The following is a 19,516-nucleotide window of genomic DNA, read 5'->3' on the forward strand; positions in this document are numbered from 1 at the left end:
AAATGGAATTAGTGATTAAGCTGATTTTTGTGATTAGTTTGATATTGTGGGGTTATTTTAGAGGTAGTCGTAATTATAAAGCACATATCAAGCAATTAGAGACTGAGGAACAACAAGTCAAAGATATTCTAATTTTTGCGACTAAATATCCCGACCAATCATCTTCGCTGCCGCTCGACCCGATTTTAGTGGCAGGTAGTGCTGTGATTAGTGTTGACCATTTTCGCTATTTTTTATCAAGTTTACGTAAATTTATAGGTGGTAATTATAGCGTTTATGAAGATTTAACACTTCGAGCAAGGCGTCAAGCAATCATACGCATGAAACAACAAGCTCAAAAATACAACACGCAGATGATTTTTAATGTCAAATACCAAACAACACCACTATCAAATCAACAACAAGGCGAAATGCCACAAGTCGAAGTATTAGCTTATGGTACGGCTTTTATTCCTAACACAGGTTTAGTCAAGGATAGCATCGCACACTACGAGAAAGTTATTATTCCTGAGCGAGAACAATCAAACTATCAAACTTTTAAAAATAAATATGCACAAATCGCTTTAATTTCTACCTTACTATTAGCAATCTATTCTGTCATGGAGAGCTTTTTTTCGGTCAGTGAGCGTGCTCTACGCTATGTAAATGGTGCGCCATGGACTGTTTTTTGGGTTTTATCTGGCATAGTAGCAATATTAGCTTGGAGACGAAGCAATACGGGTAATGACAAATTACCCCTTTCAGATAAAATCATTTTGTCTATTTTATTTATTCCCTGCATGACTGTTGCTTTCTATTTTATCGCGCTTAGAGTGAATACGATTACTGCTTCGCCCATGAAAGAAGAGGTATATATTTTACAAGAAAATGTGACTCTTAAACCTAAAAACAATCAACTACCCATCATTCATTTTGATGAGCAGCATGAGTACTGGCATGCCCAAAAAACAGGCTCTGAAATAAAAATTTCTCTTCAACGTGGCCTACTATTTTTCTATCAGTATGACGCTAAACCGCTAGTTGCCAAATATGACAAATTTCACGAAGAACGTCGCAATAAAAACAAGCTAAAACAGTAGCTTCATCGGCTTTAATTTCTGTTCGCCTAGTCTGTATTGTTGGGCGAATAGAATACGGCTCTTGGTATCAGGATGTGATTTTGTCCACTCGTAGCCTTGTTGTTGGGCAACCAGATTCAATTGCTGCATCAATTTAACGACGCCTTGTGTATGACCATGTAACTTTAAACTAATATGGCAGGCATTTTCATCAGACTCTTGCTCGGCAACTCTAGAATACGCTAATAGTCCTATATTACTGCCATCACCTAATAACCATCGCCCAAATCCTGAATGATTTAATTTTGCCGTTGTTAATATGACTGAAATTAAAATTGCACGACTCATTTGTTGCGTAATATGCCTCTTGTAGACATGTGCAATTTCATGTGCGAGCAACGCATCTAGCTCTTCTTGATACTTAATTTTTTCTAACATTCCATGATAAACAAATACATGTCCTCCTAATGTTGCAAAAGCATTAACTGTTGCCCCCTCCAAATAGTGAGCGGTAATCTTCATATCTTTTGGTAAATTCATATTAGAAGCAATAATATCCACGCGCTTCTGCAGCATTTTTTCTTGTTTTAATGCTTTTATATCTGTATGTTTTTGCTCAATATTTTTATTAATTAACGGAATATTTTCAACTAAAGTGGATTCCCATGAAAAGGGGATATACGGTGAAAAAAGATAAACCAATCTGTCTATCAAAAAGACAACACCTGCAATAATTAATATAGCAATAACGAGTAACTTAAACATTTCTCGTAATTCGTGCTTATTGTTTGCTGTATACTCTGAAGCTGGTAAGTGTGGATTACTATAACGCACGTTACATTCCCTTGATATCAGTTAAAGACGCATTTTCTCTAGAGTGTGAAAGCATCACACTCTAAATAATAGTGAGTGAGATATTAACGCGGCAAAAACTTCTTAAACACACTACCAAAATCATATTGTTGAATGGCTTTGCGTCTATCGTGATAACCTGCCTCCACCTGAATCACCGTTTGATTAATAATATCAGGCAAGTTCAATACCACATTTTCGGGCAATTCACGTAACACAAACATCGCATTTACCGCATCATGCGTACGTTGCAAAACGTGCATATCTCTGTCTATTTCTTTGCAACGCTCACTAATGGCAAATAAGGCTTTATAAATGGCTTTAATTTGAGTGATTTGTTTTTTATCAATATCAATCGAAAACTCTGCCCCACCTAACTTAAACTTCAACTCCACATCTAAATCGACTGTCCCCGCCGTTTCCATTCGTACATCACTAATGCTGTAATGTTTGTATAAATAACGATTTAACATCCGTTTTTTACTAATTGCCAAATTGCCATTTAAGTGAATAAAGGCCAAATTGGTAAAACAGTATTCATCCATTTTAGACTTGATGACCACAAAAATTTCTTCATTGTCTTCATGAAAAACATAATCATCGACGTCGGTTTTATCAAACTCAGCAGGGGGAATAATTTTGCCAATATCACTCAGACCTAATGCATCGGCAGCTAAACTCTTAAACATCCTTCACTCTCCTTATTGATGATTAACTCGAATCCTCTACCATCATTCTACTCTGCGATATCAACATGATGGTAGGTGTTTACTATCCCTTATTTAAGCCGCTTGGCGTTTATTTTGACGTTGGCTTTTCACCCATTTGATAGCCTGACGCACAGGTTTTGGCACATCGGGCTGTAAATATTTAGCCGCATTGTTAAACCACATTAACAAACCAAAATCCCCTTCCATCTTGATATTGCCCTCCTGCATGCCTTTCATAAAGGCCATCGGTGTTGCCTTACTCAAAATTTTCACTGCGTAATCGGCATCTTTAAAACTTAAGCTAAAATCAGGTTTGTTATGTGCTTGAGCATGCGAACGAATACGACGGTTTTTGATTGAAAAATAACGTACAGACGACATATCACTGGTTTGTAATTGAATGACAAACTGACGATTGTGTAACATCGCCATAAAACCTGCATGATGATGTGACAAATACTGCATACGGCCAGCCATAAATACCAATAACAAATCAAATTTAGTCATGCTCCTACCCCCTTATGTTGTTGTCATTACACTCAAATATAGGCTGTTTTTGGATAGCGGATGACTAGCACCCGCTACTTAGCAGCAATTATACGGTTCATGCGATGACAGACGTTATGGCAATATTGCTCTGTAATGTCAATGTTAAGATGACCATGTGACTGTAGCATAAGATGGGCAGATTACTTTATCATTGCTGACTCGTCATGTTTTTATTTGAGTCAACCTTATCATTTATTGAGGGCTTTTTGCTCAGACTGTTGTTTGGCCAGCCGTTTTTCTTGGCTATTCAACCAAGGCAGTAAGACAATGGCCACCATTAACACCGCCAATACCCCGTTAAAGGCCTGCCATGAAGGGGGCAAAATTGCATCAAAAAAACAAATCAATTGCCACAAACCTAAGGCAAATAAAGCCCCCATCGTCGCAGAATAAATCCAAATCCGATGGCGTGTCATCATAACTAAAATAAGCGTCGTGATAATGGTGAGTGCTAACATTATTTTTCTCCTCAACTGAACACAAAACGACACTACGACTCAATACAGGGGCTATTGTTGAGCTTTACCCCATGTACGTTGTATTTCTAAGTTCGTTGTGTATGAGTCCTAAACGGGCATATTTTTATCCTTTGTGGTCTATCCTTAAGTGAGATAGATAACGTGGGATAGATCTATTATCGAGTTTTTTTTGGTCAGTCATAGCGGCTAAAGCCGCTATAGCGACGGCCTGTGTCGTTTAGGTTTATGCGACAATAATTGTCGTCAAAGGGCTAAAATGGCTTGTTTTTAAGCAACAAACTGCTATTTTGTCAGAGAATTCATCAATACCTTAGCGTAAATACTTATAGAGAGAAGGTATTAATGTCGATTGAAAGATAAGAACGATTAGGAGCAATTGCATCATGATGAGCAAAGAAAAAGCCAGTAGTCTGCATCGACAATGGTTAGTTTTACAGCATTTACCACAAGGCAAATGGATGGGTACTGCCGATTTACAATTGATGCTTGAGCGTGCAGGCGTGCATGTGAGTTTGCGGACTATTCAACGGGATTTGAATCAATTAGCCGAGCGTTTTCCTTTAGAAAACAATGGCGCAAGCCCACAGGGTTGGCGTTGGCGTGCTGATGCGCAAATTTCCAGTTTGCCACACATTACTACGAGTCAAGCAGTGACTTTTTTGATGGTCGAAGAACATTTGCGCCATTTATTACCGCCCAGTTTATTAGATGAACTCCGTCCATGGTTTGATATGGCTCGCCGCTCCGTAAATCATGCCGATAATCAAGGTCGTCATTGGTTAGACTGTGTACGCATTATTCCTCCCACACAACCACTCATTCCACCGACGGTTAATCGTCAAGCCCAACAAGCGATTTACGAAGGTTTATTGGCCAATAAACAAGTCAAAGTCAGTTATCAACGCCGTTATGACAAAGTTGCGGCTGAATATATTTTAAATCCCTTAGGTATTGTGCAACGTGGCCATATTATTTATTTGATTTGCACGCGCCATGATGACGCCAAAATTCGTTTATTTGCACTGCAACGGTTTAATCATGCCGACCTGTTAAAAAGTCCTGTCGTGATTCCTAAAGACTTTAATTTAGATGATTATTTACAAACAGGCGCATTGGGTTTTGGCGAGGGAGAAAGTATTCGCTTAAAAGCTAAATTTACCAAAGTGGTTGGCGACCATTTATATGAAAGTAAACTCAGCGAAGACCAAGTAATTACCGAATTAGATGATACGCATCTATTGATTGAAGCCACAGTCAAACACACGCAACAACTGGTTTGGTGGTTGCGTGGTTTTGGAGATGCGGTTGAGGTGTTAGAGCCAGTTTTATAGTATTTTTTGTGAGTATGGTTTCGACTCCGCTCAACCACCCCGACTCTGTTCCCTGAGCGAAGTCGAAGGGCAACCAACGAAAAACGCTCCCTGAGCGGAGTCGAAGGGTCGTTTTTACCTACATCGTCATACTCAACGCAACGGCTTCAGCCACTTTAATGCCATCAACGCCTGCCGACAAAATTCCCCCTGCATAACCTGCCCCCTCACCCGCAGGGAATAAGCCTTTAACATTCAGACTTTGACATTGTTGATTACGGGTAATTCTTAACGGCGATGAGGTGCGAGTTTCCACGCCTGTTAACACCGCATCGTGCATGGCATAACCTTTGATTTTTTTGTCAAATTCGGGCAAAGCCTCACGCATCGCGGCAATCACGTAATCAGGTAAAGCCACGCTTAAATCACACCAATTGACCGCAGGTTTATAAGATGGCTCAACACTACCGACTTGGGTTGAGGGGCGACCTGCCAAAAAATCACCGACTAATTGCGCGGGCGCAGCATACGTACCACCGCCTAACTCAAAGGCTTTTGATTCCCAAATGCGTTGAAAAGCAATGCCTGCCAGTGGTGAGTTATCGCCAAAATCACTGGGTTGAATGTCAACAACAAGGCCAGAATTGGCATTGCGTTCATTACGCGAATATTGGCTCATGCCATTAGTGACCACCCGATTTGGCTCAGACGTTGCCGCCACCACCGTACCACCGGGACACATACAAAAGCTATAAACCGCACGACCATTTTTGGCGTGATGAACAATTTTATAATCGGCTGCGCCTAATAAGGGATGGCCTGCAAATTTGCCAAAACGACAACGGTCAATCATGCCTTGCGGATGTTCGATACGAAAACCAATAGAAAACGGTTTGGCCTCCATATACACGCCACGTTCATGCAACATGTTAAAGGTATCACGCGCACTATGGCCTAACGCCATCACCACATGACGGCTATGCAACTCTTCACCATTTTCTAAACGCACACCGCGCATTTGGCCATTATCAATCAACACATCAACCACTTTTTGTTGAAAGCGAATTTCACCACCTAATGACTCAATGGTTTGACGAATGGTTTCGACCATCGTTACCAATTTAAATGTGCCAATATGCGGTTTGCTAATATACAAAATCTCTTCGGGTGCGCCTGCTTTGACAAACTCTTCTAAGACTTTACGGCCTAAATGACGTGGGTCTTTGATTTGGCTATATAACTTACCATCAGAAAACGTACCTGCCCCACCTTCACCAAACTGCACATTCGATTCGGGATTGAGGATATTTTTACGCCATAAACCCCATGTATCTTTGGTACGTTGACGAACCTCTTTACCACGCTCTAAGACAATCGGCTTAAAACCCATTTGCGCCAACACTAAAGCTGCCAAAATGCCACACGGGCCAAAACCGACAATAATCGGTCGTTCATTCAAGGTGCTAGGTGCTTGGGCAACAAACTTATAAGCCATATCCGGTGATGCTTGTATATGCGGGTCATTTTTGAACTTGGCTAATAGTTTAGCTTCATGGTTAACGTCAATATCGACAATATAAATTAAAATAATTTGACTAACTTTACGCGCATCATAACTACGTTTATGAATATGAATATGCTGAATATCTGCCTCAGAAATAGCGAGTTTTTTGGCAATCGCCGTTTTGATGGCTTCGGGTTGATGGTCAATTGGCAAACGTAATTCGGTCAGGCGTAACATGAGCAATCCAATCGGGGGCAAAAATAACAGACAATTCAGCAAAGAGACACTCGTTGCTCAGCTATAGAGGGATGACAAATCATGGATTACGCATGATTATCAACTTAAAAACTGTGAGAACAAGGTCAGTACGGCACGTATTATAACTGCTCAAACCAGAGAATGCGCCTGCTGACTACACTATCCCTCGTCATCTGTCATGTAAATCAAGGTCATTTTAGGGTTTTACGTTGTTGACGTAATTTTTTGTCTAGTACCATGAGTGCAGACTTAAAGGCGGCTTTGACCATCCACTCGGAGACTTTGGAAACGATTTGTGGCGGTAAGGCGTTAATAGGAACATAAAAAGTCGATGACCATGTCACTTCTACGCGTTTATGTCCTACTTTTTTGAAAGCAAAGCCGCCCTGTATGTGGTCAAAATGGGGGCGTGCTTCAAAAATTTGATAATCCACACGATACGGGCGTTCAAAAGCGGTAAACTCTTCTTTGAACCACAAAACACCTAATTCCACTTCGCGCTGTGTCCCTATGCCATCTTTTTGGCCATTATGAGCACAACATAGCCGCTCAACATGCGCTAAACGAGAGATAAACGGGTATTTGTCTGCATTGATTACTGCCTCAAAGACTTCATCTAAAGAGCCCTGAAATACGTGTTTTACCGCAATTGCTGTCATCGACATTTCCTTAATGGGGTCAACAAGGTACGTACCAATGGCTACCCCCGCGTGGACACACGGGATTTAGCCATCAGCATAGGAGACAGTTTAACTTAACCAAGCAGGCACTTGTTTGGCCAACTCGGCTTTTAATGCGGCATCGCCAGCAAATGCCCCTGTTAAAGCATAGGCTAATAATTGGCCATCAGCACCTTTAAATAAAGCCTTGACGTTGTTCCCCTCTTGGCTATCTACCGTCCACTCACCTTGCATGTTTGGAAAGGCGGGAGCAACCACCACGGCACACACAGGCGTTTTGACTTGGACTGGCATGACAGGATAGCTAATCGCACTGGTTTGACCTGATAAGGTTTTGGCTAAGGCTCTTGCACCTGCCATTAAGGGTAAGACATAAGGTAGCACCAAACCTTCTACTTCGGCACAATCACCCAAGGCATAGATATCAGGCTGACTAGTGGCTAAGGTTTTATCCACGACAATACCACGATTCACCGCTAAACCTGCTGCTTTAGCAAGGCTAATACGGGGGCGTAAACCAATCGCCGACAAGACAATATCACCTTCTATTTCACGGCCATCCGACAACACCGCACGTACACCTTCACCATTTTTATAAACGGCCTGAACGCTGACACCAAAATGGAACGTCACACCTAAACCTGCTAAGGCATTGCCCACCGCTTGCGAGGCAACAGGCGGTAATAAGGCCGGCAACACACGTCCCACAGGCTCAATTAATTGCACCGAATACCCGCCATTACTTAAATCGTTGGCATATTCACAACCAATTAAACCACCACCAATGACAATCACCTGCTTTTTGCCTGCGGCGGCTTGTTGAAACTTAGCATAATCCATTAAATCATTAACGGTATAAACACGGTCTAAACCATCGCCCGCTAAAGGGGGTTGAAAGGGGTCTGCGCCTAAAGCCAATACTAATTGCTCATAGGCAATGCTTACACCATCAACAGTCACTGTTTTTGCTTGCGTATCAATGGCCTCTACCGTTGCAAAGGTTCTGATTTCTGCTTTCAACTGCTCAGACATTTGCGCCGCACTTTGCATCGCTAGTTGGTCGGCGGTTTTCCCTTTGGTGTAACCTGTGGATAACATCGGCTTGGAATAATTACGGCCATCATCTTGGCTAATTAAAATCAATGCTTTTTCTGGATTCAGTTTGCGCCATTCACGCGCCAAGTTATAACCCGCTAAGCCCGTACCAATAATGACTAATGCCATGATTTTTCCTCAATAAAATAATCACCCTCATCCCTAGCCCATCCTATCAATCATGTGGAAAGCTACGAAAGAGGGAAAATACGTCAAATAACGTCAAAATATGAGCCACTCAACTATAAAAAAGGCGCAACTGTGTGCGCCCTTTTCCAGACATAGCGATTAAATCTCTACCATCTCAAAATCGTCTTTGCCTACGCCACAATCTGGACACACCCAATCGGCTGGCACATCTGCCCATGCTGTCCCTGCGGGTACGCCATCCCACGGCATGCCTACTGCTTCATCATAGATAAAACCACACACAATACATTGCCACTTCTTCATATTAGACCTCGCTAAACTGGCTAGAACAAATAAAAACGCTTACCCTACGCATAAATGCAGGCTTTTGCAATCTGGCAAGGGGGGAGGATGGCTATACTTGTCAACAATTTGTGCAACCCGTAAACCGTGTACCCGCTTTTTGCCAGCAATATCGCTGTATTTTACTCTCATGACGATTGTAAGGGCGATTTTTTGTGTTGGTGCGCTTGCAAACCTTAACATCATACAATGTCAAGTTTAACATACTTTATGGCTAAACAAGCTATGCCAAACACCGAAAATACGATGTCAGCCGCTTGTAAAACAGGGTGCATAGTCGCGGCCTATGAAACCGCAACAACCTGTGCTAAACGCTGGCGATAGTGATTCGCATGACGTTCTTCTACTTTAGCTAAGGCTGCAAAACGTTTAGCGGCTTTTTCTAAGACTTGGGCAAATGCTGCTGCATGCGCTTGAGACTCGGCAATTTGTTCTTCAAACTCTTTCACTGCGTCTGCTTGTCCTTCATAAATCGCCATTTTTTTGTATTTAGGATACATTTCGGTGTATTCATAGGTTTCACCTGCAATCGCAATTTCAAGCATTTTGGCAGGATTTAACTGAGCAGCAGGATATAATAAATCTAAATGACCAAAGGCATGTTGAATTTCTTGCTTCGCTGTTTCTTCAAAGGCGGCCGCCGTTGCCTCATCACCCATCGCGCGTGCCAATTTCGCAAAATAGCTATATTTCATATATGCCATCGACTCCCCTGCAAAGGCGCCTTCTAAATTTTGTGCGGTGACGGTTGTTTTGATAGTGTTCATCTTGCTCTCCTATTCGTCTGTTCATACACTCATACTGTGGCTTATTGCCTATCAGCGTGCTTATAGCTAGGATAAAATGAGGGGCTTATTTAATCTAATTAAATTAAAAATGATTCTTAATAAATAAAAGCTATGGTGTGACAGTAAAAATATCAACACGCCCTCTGCTCGTGTACAATTTATTAATCTCAGCCCTCGCGCTATCTTCTATTTTGAACATGATGACCTTATGACATTGAGCACACCTTGGTTAAGTCAATCACGTTATTGGCAAGCCCAACTGGCCTCGCCGGCTAAAGAATGGTTACTCTCAAGAGGCTCATTAACGGCCTATTTGATGACCCTAAGTAAAGGACAATTTAGAGTACGGGTGATGGCACAAGGTTGGCATAAACCACGCCTAGATGAACGCTTAAGTTTAGGTCTGCCTGCTCAACAATGGGTATGGGTACGAGAAGTTGCTTTAGAGGGAGAAGGACAAATCTGGGTAGAAGCACGCAGTATTATTCCTCTACGCACTTTACGCGGCAAAGGAGGACGCTTACGCTATTTAGGTTCGCGGTCTTTAGGCAGTTTATTGTTTAAGGGTGGCAAACGTGGCGCTATGTTGATTGCCAAAACAGAGCGCACACAACCACGTTGGCTACGCCGTTCTTGCTTTTATTATGATGGTCGGGCATTACTGGTACAAGAAGCCTTTTTACCTGCGCTATTTAGCGCTGCTCAGGGTAGACAACTGATATTATGATAGCCTTTTTACAACAACGTTTACCCCTGTATGCCGAAGTTATGCGTTTGCATCGTCCTATCGGTATTTACCTTCTATTATGGCCCACTTTATGGGCTGTTTGGTTAGCCAGTAACGGCAAACCCGATGCCACGATTGTCTTGATTTTTATCTTAGGTGTCGTGTTTATGCGCTCGGCGGGTTGTGTGATTAACGACTGGGCAGATAGACACTTTGATGGCCATGTGACACGCACCAAAGACCGTCCAATTGCCAGCGGCCGCCTACCCGCCCGCGAAGCCTTGTATTTATTTGTCTTTTTGCTTGCTTGTTCTGCCTTACTATTACCTTTTTTGAATTTACAAACGTTTTTTTGGTCGTTTGGGGCACTGGCCTTAGCCAGCCTATACCCTTTTATGAAGCGTTTAATGTATTTACCGCAATTCGTTTTGGGGGCTGCTTTTTCGTGGGCGATTCCCATGGCCTTTGTGGCACAAAATCATAATCCAGACTTAATTTGCTGGTTGTTATATGCGGCTAATTTAATTTGGACGGTCGCTTATGATACCCAGTATGCGATGGCAGACCGTGCAGATGACCTCAAGATTGGCATTAAATCGACCGCTATTTTATTTGGCCGTTTTGATTTAGTGATTATCAGCCTATTGCAAGGTTTATTTATTTTATTATTAGCATTGATAGGGTATTTACAACATTTTGGCTTTATTTGGGCAATTACCTTAGGCATTTGTGGGGGGTTATTTGTTTGGCAATATCGTCACTGCCAAGATAGAGAAGCACACCATTGTACCGAGTCTTTTTTACATAATCACAAAGTGGGCATAGTCATTTTTTTGGGATTGATATTAAGTCTCTTGTTTAAGTAATAAGACCCTATTGAAAAACGACCTGACGAAAGCCGAGTTCGCTATGGCTTCTTAGTTACCTTAGTCTCTGAATATCCTGTTAATCCCTTTATTTTTCATGTCAGGTTATCTGTCATAATACTGCAACACGATTGTCATGTAATAGCCTCAAATAAATGACTCAAGGTAGCGAGCATGCTATCTTTAGTACGAGGAAATGCGCCATGAAAAGTGAACGTATCTTAATTGTAGATGATGAAATTGCTATCCGAGAAATGATTAGCATTGCCTTAGATTTAGCGGGTTTTGAAACCTTAGAAGCCGAAGATGCTTTACAAGCACACCATAAAATTGTCGATGAGCGTCCTAGCCTTGTGTTATTAGATTGGATGTTACCTGGTATGACAGGGGTGGAGTTATGTCGTCGACTCAAACGAGATGAAACCTTAAACGAAATTCCCGTGATTATGCTCACTGCACGCGGCGATGAAGACCATAAAATTCAGGGTTTAGATTCTGGTGCCGACGATTATATCACCAAACCGTTTTCTACCCGTGAATTGGTATCGCGTATCAAAGCGGTTCTACGCCGCTCCTCAGCGTTAAGTGCCGAGAAAGTGATTGAAGCCGAAGGCTTACAGCTAGACCCCGTCAGCCATCGTGTCACCGCCGACGGGCATGTGATTGATATGGGACCAACGGAATACCGACTACTCGCTTTTTTTATGAGCCACCAAGAACGTGCTTATTCGCGTACACAAATGCTCGACCAAGTCTGGGGTGGCAATGTCTATGTGGAAGACCGCACCATTGATGTCCATATTCGTCGATTACGCAAGGCCTTAGAACCGTATGGTTATGAGCGATTTATCCAGACCGTTCGTGGCACAGGTTATCGTTTTTCGACCAAAGCTGACAGCAAACAGGATAATGTGTGACTACCCTGCTTAAACAAGAACTCTTACGTCTCGCTTATATCTTATTAGTATTTGCGATACCTGGCTGGTTTTTTCATATCAGCCTACAACTGGTATTTTTAGGTCTATTAGTCTACTTAGGTCTACATCTACGCAGTTTACATAAACTGCATCACTGGCTAAAAGCCAATCCCACCGAGCCTCCCCCCGAACTATCAGGTATTTGGGAGGATATTGCCGATAATATTTTTAGGCTGCAAAAAGAAGAGCTCAAAGCCAAACAAAACTTATTAGGCATCATTGCGCGAGCGCGTACATCCGTTTCTGCTCTCGAAGAAGCCGTTGTCCTGATTGATAGTCAAGGCAATTTAGAATGGTGGAATAGTGCTGCCGAAAAACTCTTAGGCTTTAAGTCGGACATTGACATAGGCAAACCGATTATCAATTTAATTCGTGACCCCAGTTTTATTCGCTATTTTGAACATGGCCCCTATACCGAAGGACTGAGACTACCCTCATGGAGTCAGCCTAATCGCTACGTACAATACGAAGTCACCCGTTTTGGGCAAAATGACCGTCTTTTGATTGCCTATGACATTACACGTTTGCATCAACTCGAACAAATTCGTAAAGACTTTGTCGCAAACGTGTCGCACGAACTACGTACGCCACTGACTGTATTAAGTGGTTATTTAGAGACCTTTGCCAGCAACGAAGAACTACCCCCTAAATGGGCACGTGCCTTTAAGCAAATGGAGCAACAAGCAACACGGATGAGCAACCTAGTGAATGATTTACTGATGCTCTCCCGTTTAGAAAGCGACAATATCAAACAAGAACATAAAGCCATCAATATGACGCACTTACTTGAGCAATTACGTCTAGATGCTCAAGCCTACGACCCCGAAAAACAACATGCGATTTTAGTCAATATTGATAGTCCCTTACGCTTATTAGGCACAGAAAATGATTTACGCAGTGCCTTTTTGAATTTGATTACTAATGCGATTAAATATACCCCTGCGTGTGGTGCGATTACCATTCGTTGGTCAAATGATGAAAAATACGGTTATTTTAGTGTACAGGATAATGGTATTGGTATTGAGCCACAGCATATCCCCCGTTTAACGGAGCGTTTTTATCGGGTAGATGCCGCTCGTAGTTCGGCCACAGGCGGCACAGGACTGGGTTTGGCAATTGTGAAACATGTCTTATTGCAACACAAAGGTATCCTCAATATTAATTCTAAACCCAATATTGGTTCTACATTTACCTGTGTTTTTGCCAGAGAGTCCTTAGTCGATTGAGCCGTATGGCAAACGCTTGCTAAGACAAGATATTCTATAAACTAAGGGGAATTTAGGAATTTAGGAATTTAGGAATTTAGGAATTTAGGAATTTAGGAATTTAGGAATTTAGGGAGGGTGAAACATGCCCCTCCCCCAATGCGGGTGATTAACCGTGTATCTTTTGTTCTACTTGCTCATAACTCACATGGCGCACATCCGCACCTTTGACCAAATAAATCAATTGCTCGGCAATATTACGTGCATGGTCGCCAATACGCTCTAAGCCACGTAACACCCATAACACATTAATAACACGCGAGATATAACGTGGGTCTTCCATCATATACGTCATGAGCGCGCGGGTAGCCGTTTTGTACTCTAAGTCAATTTCTACATCCGCTTGCATGACTTTAAGTGCTTGGTCGACGTCTAAACGGGCAAAGGCATCTAAGGTGTCGTGAATCATCACGCGTACCTGATTGCCGATATGACGGGTTTCAACATAACCGCGTGGCGACTCACCCTCTTCACACAAGGCTTGTGCATAACGGGCGATTTTAGCCGCCTCATCGCCAATACGTTCTAAATCGGTAATGGCTTTGCCGATGGCAATAATCATCCGTAAATCGGACGCAGCAGGCTGACGACGCGCTAAAATACGTACCAACTCTTCATCAACACGGGTTTCCATCGCATTGATTTTACGGTCATTTTCTTGTACTGAACTTGCTAAAACGGAGTCGGCATCTAACAGGGCATGCATCGCATCAGCTACTTGTTTTTCTACCAAACCGCCCATTTCTAAAAAGTGGGTACGCACTTCTTCAAGCTCGTTATTAAACTGTTGAGAAATGTGGTGAGCATAATCTTCTTTTGTCGTTGGCATGATAGCCTCCTGCGACATCTCGTCTAAGTATCATGAAGGTGATGATGAGGAAGACACCGTGCCTTCCTCGTTCGCTCAGGTCAATGCACATTCAATGCCATTAACCGTAACGACCCGTAATATAGTCTTCGGTTTGTTTATTTTTAGGATTGGTGAACAAGGTATCGGTATCGCCATGCTCAATCAATTTGCCTAAATACATAAACGCCGTATAGTCCGAGACACGCGCCGCTTGCTGCATATTGTGCGTCACAATCAAAATAGTGAAACGGTCGCGTAATTCGTGAATCAGCTCTTCGATTTTTAGGGTAGAAATGGGGTCAAGTGCAGAAGCGGGTTCGTCTAACAATAAAACTTCAGGCTCAATCGCAATCGCGCGCGCAATGACTAAACGCTGTTGCTGCCCACCCGACAAACCTAACGCAGAGTCATGTAAACGGTCTTTGACTTCGTCCCATAAAGCCGCGCCTTTTAAGGACTGCTCTACCACTTCGTCTAAAATACGCTTTTTATTGATACCCTGTAAACGCAAACCATAGGCCACATTTTCATAAATGGACTTAGGAAAGGGGTTGGGCTTTTGAAACACCATCCCTACACGGCGGCGTAGGTTGGTAATGTCCATGCCACGGTCAAAAATATCGTTCCCATCTAATAAAATCTGACCATTGATACGGCAACCATCAACCAAATCATTCATACGGTTAAACGTACGCAATAAGGTAGACTTACCACAACCAGACGGGCCAATAAATGCAGTCACGCGTTTACGTGGAATGCTCATGTTAATGTCAAACAAGGCTTGTTTTTGACCATAAAACAAATTGAGGTGTTCGGTCTTCAAACAAATATCTTCATCAGCCATATTTAAGTTACGATTTTGACGGCCTAAAGACTCCATATCAATGGAGTAAGCAGGGGTCGCATTAGACGTTGTATTTGCACTCATGGTTGGTTTTTCCAAATCTAAGCTCATCATGATTGTCACTCAAAAGAGGTTTCGCTGCACGTTAAATCGTGGCTTAAGACTCTAAAGCCTTGTATTTTTCGCGCAGACGATTACGTAAGGCAACCGCCGATAAATTTAAGGTCGCCACCACAAGCACTAATAAAAAGGCCGTGGCATACACTAAGGGTCTAGCGGCTTCGACGTTAGGACTTTGAAAGCCCACATCATAAATATGGAAGCCTAAGTGCATGAACTTGCGTTCTAAATGAATAAATGGGGCATTTAAGTCAACAGGTAGGGTTGGGGCTAACTTGACAACACCAACCAACATTAAGGGGGCGACTTCGCCTGCCGCACGTGCAATGGCCAAAATCATACCCGTCATAATACTGGGCATCGTCATGGGTAAAATGACGCGCCATAGGGTTTCCGCTTTGGTCGCACCTAAGGCCAAAGAACCTTCTTTTAAGGCACGCGGAATACGCGATAAGCCTTCTTCCGTCGAAACAATCATGACGGGCAAGGTTAATAAGGCTAAGGTAATTGCTGACCACAACAAACCCGGTGTGCCAAATACAGGGGCAGGCGCAGATTCGGGATAGAATAAACGGTCGATGTTGCCACCCAAGAAATAGACAAAAAAGCCTAAACCAAACACGCCATAAACAATCGAAGGTACGCCTGCTAAATTGTTCACTGCAATACGTACCGTTTGCGTAATTATCCCTTGGCTGGCATATTCACGTAAATAAATGGCGGCCACGATACCTAATGGCGTGACAATAATGGTCATCATAAACACCATCAACACCGTACCAAAAATCGCAGGAAATACACCACCTTCCGTGTTGGCTTCACGCGGGTCATCACTTAAAAACGACCATACGTTATGACCATATGCGCCCAATTTAGCAAAAACACTCATGGCATTGGGTTTGTGCGCTGCAACAATTTTGCTCAAAGGGATTTCTTTTTCAGAACCATCCGCCACGACAAATACCGCGCTATCACGCTGCATATCGCGTTGCAATTGCTCTAATTGACCTTTTAAGCCTTCATATTTTTTATGTTGTACATCACGTTTAGCTGCCAAGTCAGCCAAAGCCGCCTCGGTCAATTTATTTTCCAACTCTAATTTACGTTCTGCTAAACGTAATTTTTCTAGTTGAAAGTTAATTGTACCAATTTCGCCTTTTTCGATTTCGGCAATTTGGTCATGAAAACTATTGGTACGGGCAATACGGTTTTGTAACTCATCCCATGCTTTGTCCCCTTCGGCAACGACAGTACCATTTTCTTTGACTGCTTTTAAGCGGCCATAAAAAGTACCCCACTCATAACGCTCTAAGGTGACGATATCTTCAGGATATTGTCTATCGTGTAAATTACTGGCTAAGACCCAACGAAAATCTTGCCCTGTCACATCTTTATTACCCTGTTTGATAGAGTAACGGGTGACGGTATCGACATTGGCCGCAACCTCTACACCTGACTCACGCAAACGCGCAGCGGTGTCAATTTTTTCATCATAAATTTCACCAATAATCGTTTGCGTTTGCCCTTGATAGCTATATTGCGCCTGCATCACGTCGGCTGGCCAAAAATGGCCTAAACCACGTACAGCAACCAAACCCAAAATACCAATAACCATAATTAAGGAAATGGCCACGGCACCCGCATTTAACCATACCCACGCTTCACCGCTTCTAAAATACTCGCGTAACTTCATGGATTAAACCTCATAAAGAACCGTATTTTTTACGCAGACGGCTACGCACCACTTCTGCCACGGTATTCAAGATAAATGTCAAGATAAACAAGACTAAAGCCGACAAGAATAACACTCTAAAATGTGTAGAACCGACTTCGGCTTCACCCATTTCTACGGCGACGTTTGCAGACAAGGTACGCATGCCTTCAAAAATATTCCACTCCATCACTGCTGTGTTACCTGTGGCCATTAACACAATCATGGTTTCACCCACAGCACGGCCAAAACCAATCATCACGGCCGAGAAAATACCAGGTGAGGCCGTTGGTAATACGACACGGGTTAAAGTTTGCCATTGGGTTGCCCCTAAGGCTAAAGAACCATTCGTCAAATGACGGGGTACCGCAAACAACGCATCTTCAGCAATCGAGAAAATCGGCGCAATCACGGCAAAACCCATCGCCAAGCCAACAATCAAGGAGTTACGTTGGTCAAATTTAATGCCTGCTTCATAGGTCAACCAGTGACGAATATCACCGCCAAAAAATTGCAACTCGATGGTTTGTGAAGACGCAAAGGATGCCCAACCTGCGAGTAAAATCGGCGCAATTAAAATCACAGGCGCCCAACCGTCAGGAATACGATTACGCTTTTCTAAGGGAATTTGCACCCAAATAAAGCCACACAATAAAATGACTATCGGAGTGACAATAAGCAAACTAATAATACCTGGTAGATTGGTTTCAATCGCAGGCGCTAACCATAAGCCCGCCAAAAAGCCCAAAATCACCGTGGGTAAGGCTTGCATCAATTCGATAGCAGGTTTGACTTTAGTCCGTAAAGTTGGCGACATAAACACGGCGGTGTACATAGCGCCTAAAATAGCCAAAGGTGCGGCTAATAACATGGCATAAAAAGCGGCCTTCAGCGTACCAAAGGTTAAGGGCATTAACGAGAGTTTGCCTTCAAAGTCGGCATTACCCGATGTCGACTGCCATGTGTAAGTAGGTTCAGGATAAGACTCGTACCACACCTTACCCCATGCAGAACTCATCGAAATATCAGGATGCTCGGTATGTAAAGACCAAAAGCTAGCACTGTCTGCTGCTTGGACAAAAATGCCTTCTGAACGTGCCGAAATAGCCAAGGTGGTAATAGGCGCTTTGGCTGCACTGTGGATACCAATCGTGCGTTCAGACGTAGTGTAGAAATAGCCTATATTACCTTGAGCATCGCCCGCGACAAAACCTTTACGTTTGGCCTCTGGCACAATCGTTGTAATTGCAGCCGTACCCAAACTAAAACTGCGAATTTTTTGTAAGTGAAACTTATCTTCCACACTATTGGTGTCACGCACCAAAAACCATTGGCTAATATGGCCTTTGCTATCGCCAACTAATAAGGAAATTTCACCTTGTAAAGGTGCCACGGCACTGATATTGGCATCACGCAAACCCGCATTCACGGTTTGATATAAGACGGGCTGGTCGTCGGTAATTTTGAATACGGCAATATCATTTTGTTTGGTCAATACATACGCCCAACGTGCGCCCTGCCCTAACACAAGATATTTAACCGCCTCAGTGTTCGTAGTCAATGCCATATTTGTGGTACGACTATAGACTTTAGGAGCATCACTGTCTTGGTCGTCCATCGCACTCATCAACCCTAACCCACCCCCTTCTTCAGAGGCTTCGGTTTGTTGCACTTCATAGCGTTGCCACAATAACTGATTTGTACCTGTTGCTAATACTTGCAAACTATGGTCATCGTCTCGTAAGGCAAACGTGGTTAAAGGTTGCTGATTATCGTGTATGGTCAATGCGTCTGTACCATACGGAAAACTGAGGCTAGGGGTGACCGTTTTAGACTTCCCATCCACAGCAACATCGACGCTGTAGTTAGGTTTGACGACTAAGAGTTGACCATTTGATAGCCCTAAACCCACTAAACCTTGTAATACGCCACTGCGTTGTACCGCACTGATAGTAGCACCTGCGGGTAAGACTAATTGTTCACTGCTGGTTGTTTTACCGTCTTGTACCATAAAATATTGCACTTCGCCCGTTGGCAAAATACGAATACCTGTTTGATTATATTCATCCATGTCAACCCAAACGGCTTGTTGTTGTGCCGCATAAGTCTGCGCGCGGTCGAACTCCGCTTTTTTGAATAATGGCCAGCTTTCGACCAATAAATAGACAAAAATTAAGGTAATAGCCAACACCACAAAAACACCGCCCAGACCGATGGTCACGTTAGCGATTTTATCTTTTAAGCGGCGACGGCGGTCTAGGGCAGCCATTGTTGCTGCATCTAGGCGGACACGCTCAGGTTTACTCATAAATGTCTCAAATTCAATGATAAACAGGACTATGAAAACAAAAAGGGGCTATCAGCCCCCTTTTATTATACGG

Annotated in this window: 19 protein-coding genes; 6 read left to right on the forward strand and 13 right to left on the reverse strand. The window is 42.9% G+C overall.

Features of this window, described 5'->3' with window-relative positions; translation table 11 throughout:
* The first annotated feature begins 2 nt into the window (after positions 1-2).
* Positions 3-1,079, forward strand: coding sequence for a YbjQ family protein (locus C8N29_RS00530; RefSeq protein WP_107864064.1), 1,077 nt, complete (start codon positions 3-5; stop codon positions 1,077-1,079).
* Here C8N29_RS00530 and C8N29_RS00535 read toward each other — a convergent pair.
* The 4 genes from C8N29_RS00535 to C8N29_RS00550 form a co-directional block, all read right to left on the reverse strand.
* Positions 1,068-1,892, reverse strand: coding sequence for a M48 family metallopeptidase (locus C8N29_RS00535; protein ID WP_107864065.1), 825 nt, complete (start codon positions 1,890-1,892; stop codon positions 1,068-1,070). The two genes, C8N29_RS00530 and C8N29_RS00535, sit on opposite strands and share 12 nt — an antisense overlap.
* Before the next feature lie 83 nt (positions 1,893-1,975).
* A complete protein-coding gene (locus tag C8N29_RS00540; protein ID WP_107864066.1) occupies positions 1,976-2,599 on the reverse strand; it encodes a PH domain-containing protein in 624 nt (207 codons plus the stop codon).
* Between the two features lie 93 nt (positions 2,600-2,692).
* Entirely contained in the window at positions 2,693-3,127 is a 435-nt protein-coding gene (locus C8N29_RS00545; RefSeq protein WP_107864067.1) for an SCP2 sterol-binding domain-containing protein, read from the reverse strand.
* Between the two features lie 230 nt (positions 3,128-3,357).
* Positions 3,358-3,627 carry a hypothetical protein gene (locus C8N29_RS00550; protein WP_107864068.1) on the reverse strand — a complete coding sequence of 90 codons (270 nt, stop codon included), beginning with the start codon at positions 3,625-3,627 and terminating at the stop codon, positions 3,358-3,360.
* 404 nt (positions 3,628-4,031) lie between these two features.
* On the opposite strand from C8N29_RS00550, the gene C8N29_RS00555 reads away from it, so the two are divergent.
* The gene (locus tag C8N29_RS00555; protein WP_107864069.1) at positions 4,032-4,979 is read left to right on the forward strand and encodes a helix-turn-helix transcriptional regulator; all 948 of its coding nucleotides are present in this window, start codon (positions 4,032-4,034) and stop codon (positions 4,977-4,979) included.
* 118 nt (positions 4,980-5,097) lie between these two features.
* Here C8N29_RS00555 and C8N29_RS00560 read toward each other — a convergent pair whose 3' ends face one another.
* From C8N29_RS00560 to C8N29_RS00580, 5 genes are all read right to left on the reverse strand, one after another.
* Positions 5,098-6,699 carry an NAD(P)/FAD-dependent oxidoreductase gene (locus C8N29_RS00560; RefSeq protein WP_107864070.1) on the reverse strand — a complete coding sequence of 534 codons (1,602 nt, stop codon included), beginning with the start codon at positions 6,697-6,699 and terminating at the stop codon, positions 5,098-5,100.
* 212 nt (positions 6,700-6,911) lie between these two features.
* The gene (locus C8N29_RS00565; RefSeq protein ID WP_107864071.1) at positions 6,912-7,379 is read right to left on the reverse strand and encodes an SRPBCC family protein; all 468 of its coding nucleotides are present in this window, start codon (positions 7,377-7,379) and stop codon (positions 6,912-6,914) included.
* Between the two features lie 90 nt (positions 7,380-7,469).
* Positions 7,470-8,624 carry an NAD(P)/FAD-dependent oxidoreductase gene (locus tag C8N29_RS00570; RefSeq protein ID WP_170106834.1) on the reverse strand — a complete coding sequence of 385 codons (1,155 nt, stop codon included), beginning with the start codon at positions 8,622-8,624 and terminating at the stop codon, positions 7,470-7,472.
* A 159-nt stretch (positions 8,625-8,783) separates the two neighbouring features.
* Entirely contained in the window at positions 8,784-8,948 is a 165-nt protein-coding gene (locus C8N29_RS00575; protein ID WP_107864073.1) for a rubredoxin, read from the reverse strand.
* Positions 8,949-9,271: 323 nt separating this feature from the next.
* The gene (locus tag C8N29_RS00580; RefSeq protein WP_107864074.1) at positions 9,272-9,754 is read right to left on the reverse strand and encodes a ferritin family protein; all 483 of its coding nucleotides are present in this window, start codon (positions 9,752-9,754) and stop codon (positions 9,272-9,274) included.
* A 229-nt stretch (positions 9,755-9,983) separates the two neighbouring features.
* Between C8N29_RS00580 and C8N29_RS00585 the strand changes: the two genes are divergently transcribed.
* From C8N29_RS00585 to phoR, 4 genes are all read left to right on the forward strand, one after another.
* A complete protein-coding gene (locus tag C8N29_RS00585; protein ID WP_107864075.1) occupies positions 9,984-10,502 on the forward strand; it encodes a chorismate--pyruvate lyase family protein in 519 nt (172 codons plus the stop codon).
* Entirely contained in the window at positions 10,499-11,368 is an 870-nt protein-coding gene (gene ubiA, locus C8N29_RS00590) for a 4-hydroxybenzoate octaprenyltransferase (protein ID WP_107864076.1), read from the forward strand. The genes C8N29_RS00585 and ubiA overlap by 4 nt, the downstream gene beginning before the upstream one ends.
* Before the next feature lie 203 nt (positions 11,369-11,571).
* Complete coding sequence (phoB, locus tag C8N29_RS00595) at positions 11,572-12,285, forward strand: phosphate regulon transcriptional regulator PhoB (RefSeq protein WP_107864077.1); 714 nt, start codon at positions 11,572-11,574, stop codon at positions 12,283-12,285.
* On the forward strand, positions 12,282-13,571 hold the full coding sequence (phoR, locus tag C8N29_RS00600; RefSeq protein WP_107864078.1) for a phosphate regulon sensor histidine kinase PhoR: 1,290 nt from the start codon (positions 12,282-12,284) through the stop codon (positions 13,569-13,571). The genes phoB and phoR overlap by 4 nt, the downstream gene beginning before the upstream one ends.
* Before the next feature lie 148 nt (positions 13,572-13,719).
* Here phoR and phoU read toward each other — a convergent pair whose 3' ends face one another.
* From phoU to C8N29_RS00620, 4 genes are all read right to left on the reverse strand, one after another.
* Entirely contained in the window at positions 13,720-14,439 is a 720-nt protein-coding gene (gene phoU, locus C8N29_RS00605) for a phosphate signaling complex protein PhoU (RefSeq protein WP_107864079.1), read from the reverse strand.
* 100 nt (positions 14,440-14,539) lie between these two features.
* Complete coding sequence (pstB, locus tag C8N29_RS00610) at positions 14,540-15,418, reverse strand: phosphate ABC transporter ATP-binding protein PstB (protein WP_420836643.1); 879 nt, start codon at positions 15,416-15,418, stop codon at positions 14,540-14,542.
* A gap of 43 nt (positions 15,419-15,461) precedes the next feature.
* Entirely contained in the window at positions 15,462-17,117 is a 1,656-nt protein-coding gene (gene pstA / locus C8N29_RS00615; RefSeq protein ID WP_107864080.1) for a phosphate ABC transporter permease PstA, read from the reverse strand.
* 10 nt (positions 17,118-17,127) lie between these two features.
* The gene (locus C8N29_RS00620; protein ID WP_107864081.1) at positions 17,128-19,443 is read right to left on the reverse strand and encodes an ABC transporter permease subunit; all 2,316 of its coding nucleotides are present in this window, start codon (positions 19,441-19,443) and stop codon (positions 17,128-17,130) included.
* Positions 19,444-19,516 lie beyond the last annotated feature (73 nt).

The sequence above is a fragment of the Agitococcus lubricus genome, from assembly GCF_003051055.1.
GTDB lineage: Bacteria > Pseudomonadota > Gammaproteobacteria > Pseudomonadales > Moraxellaceae > Agitococcus > Agitococcus lubricus.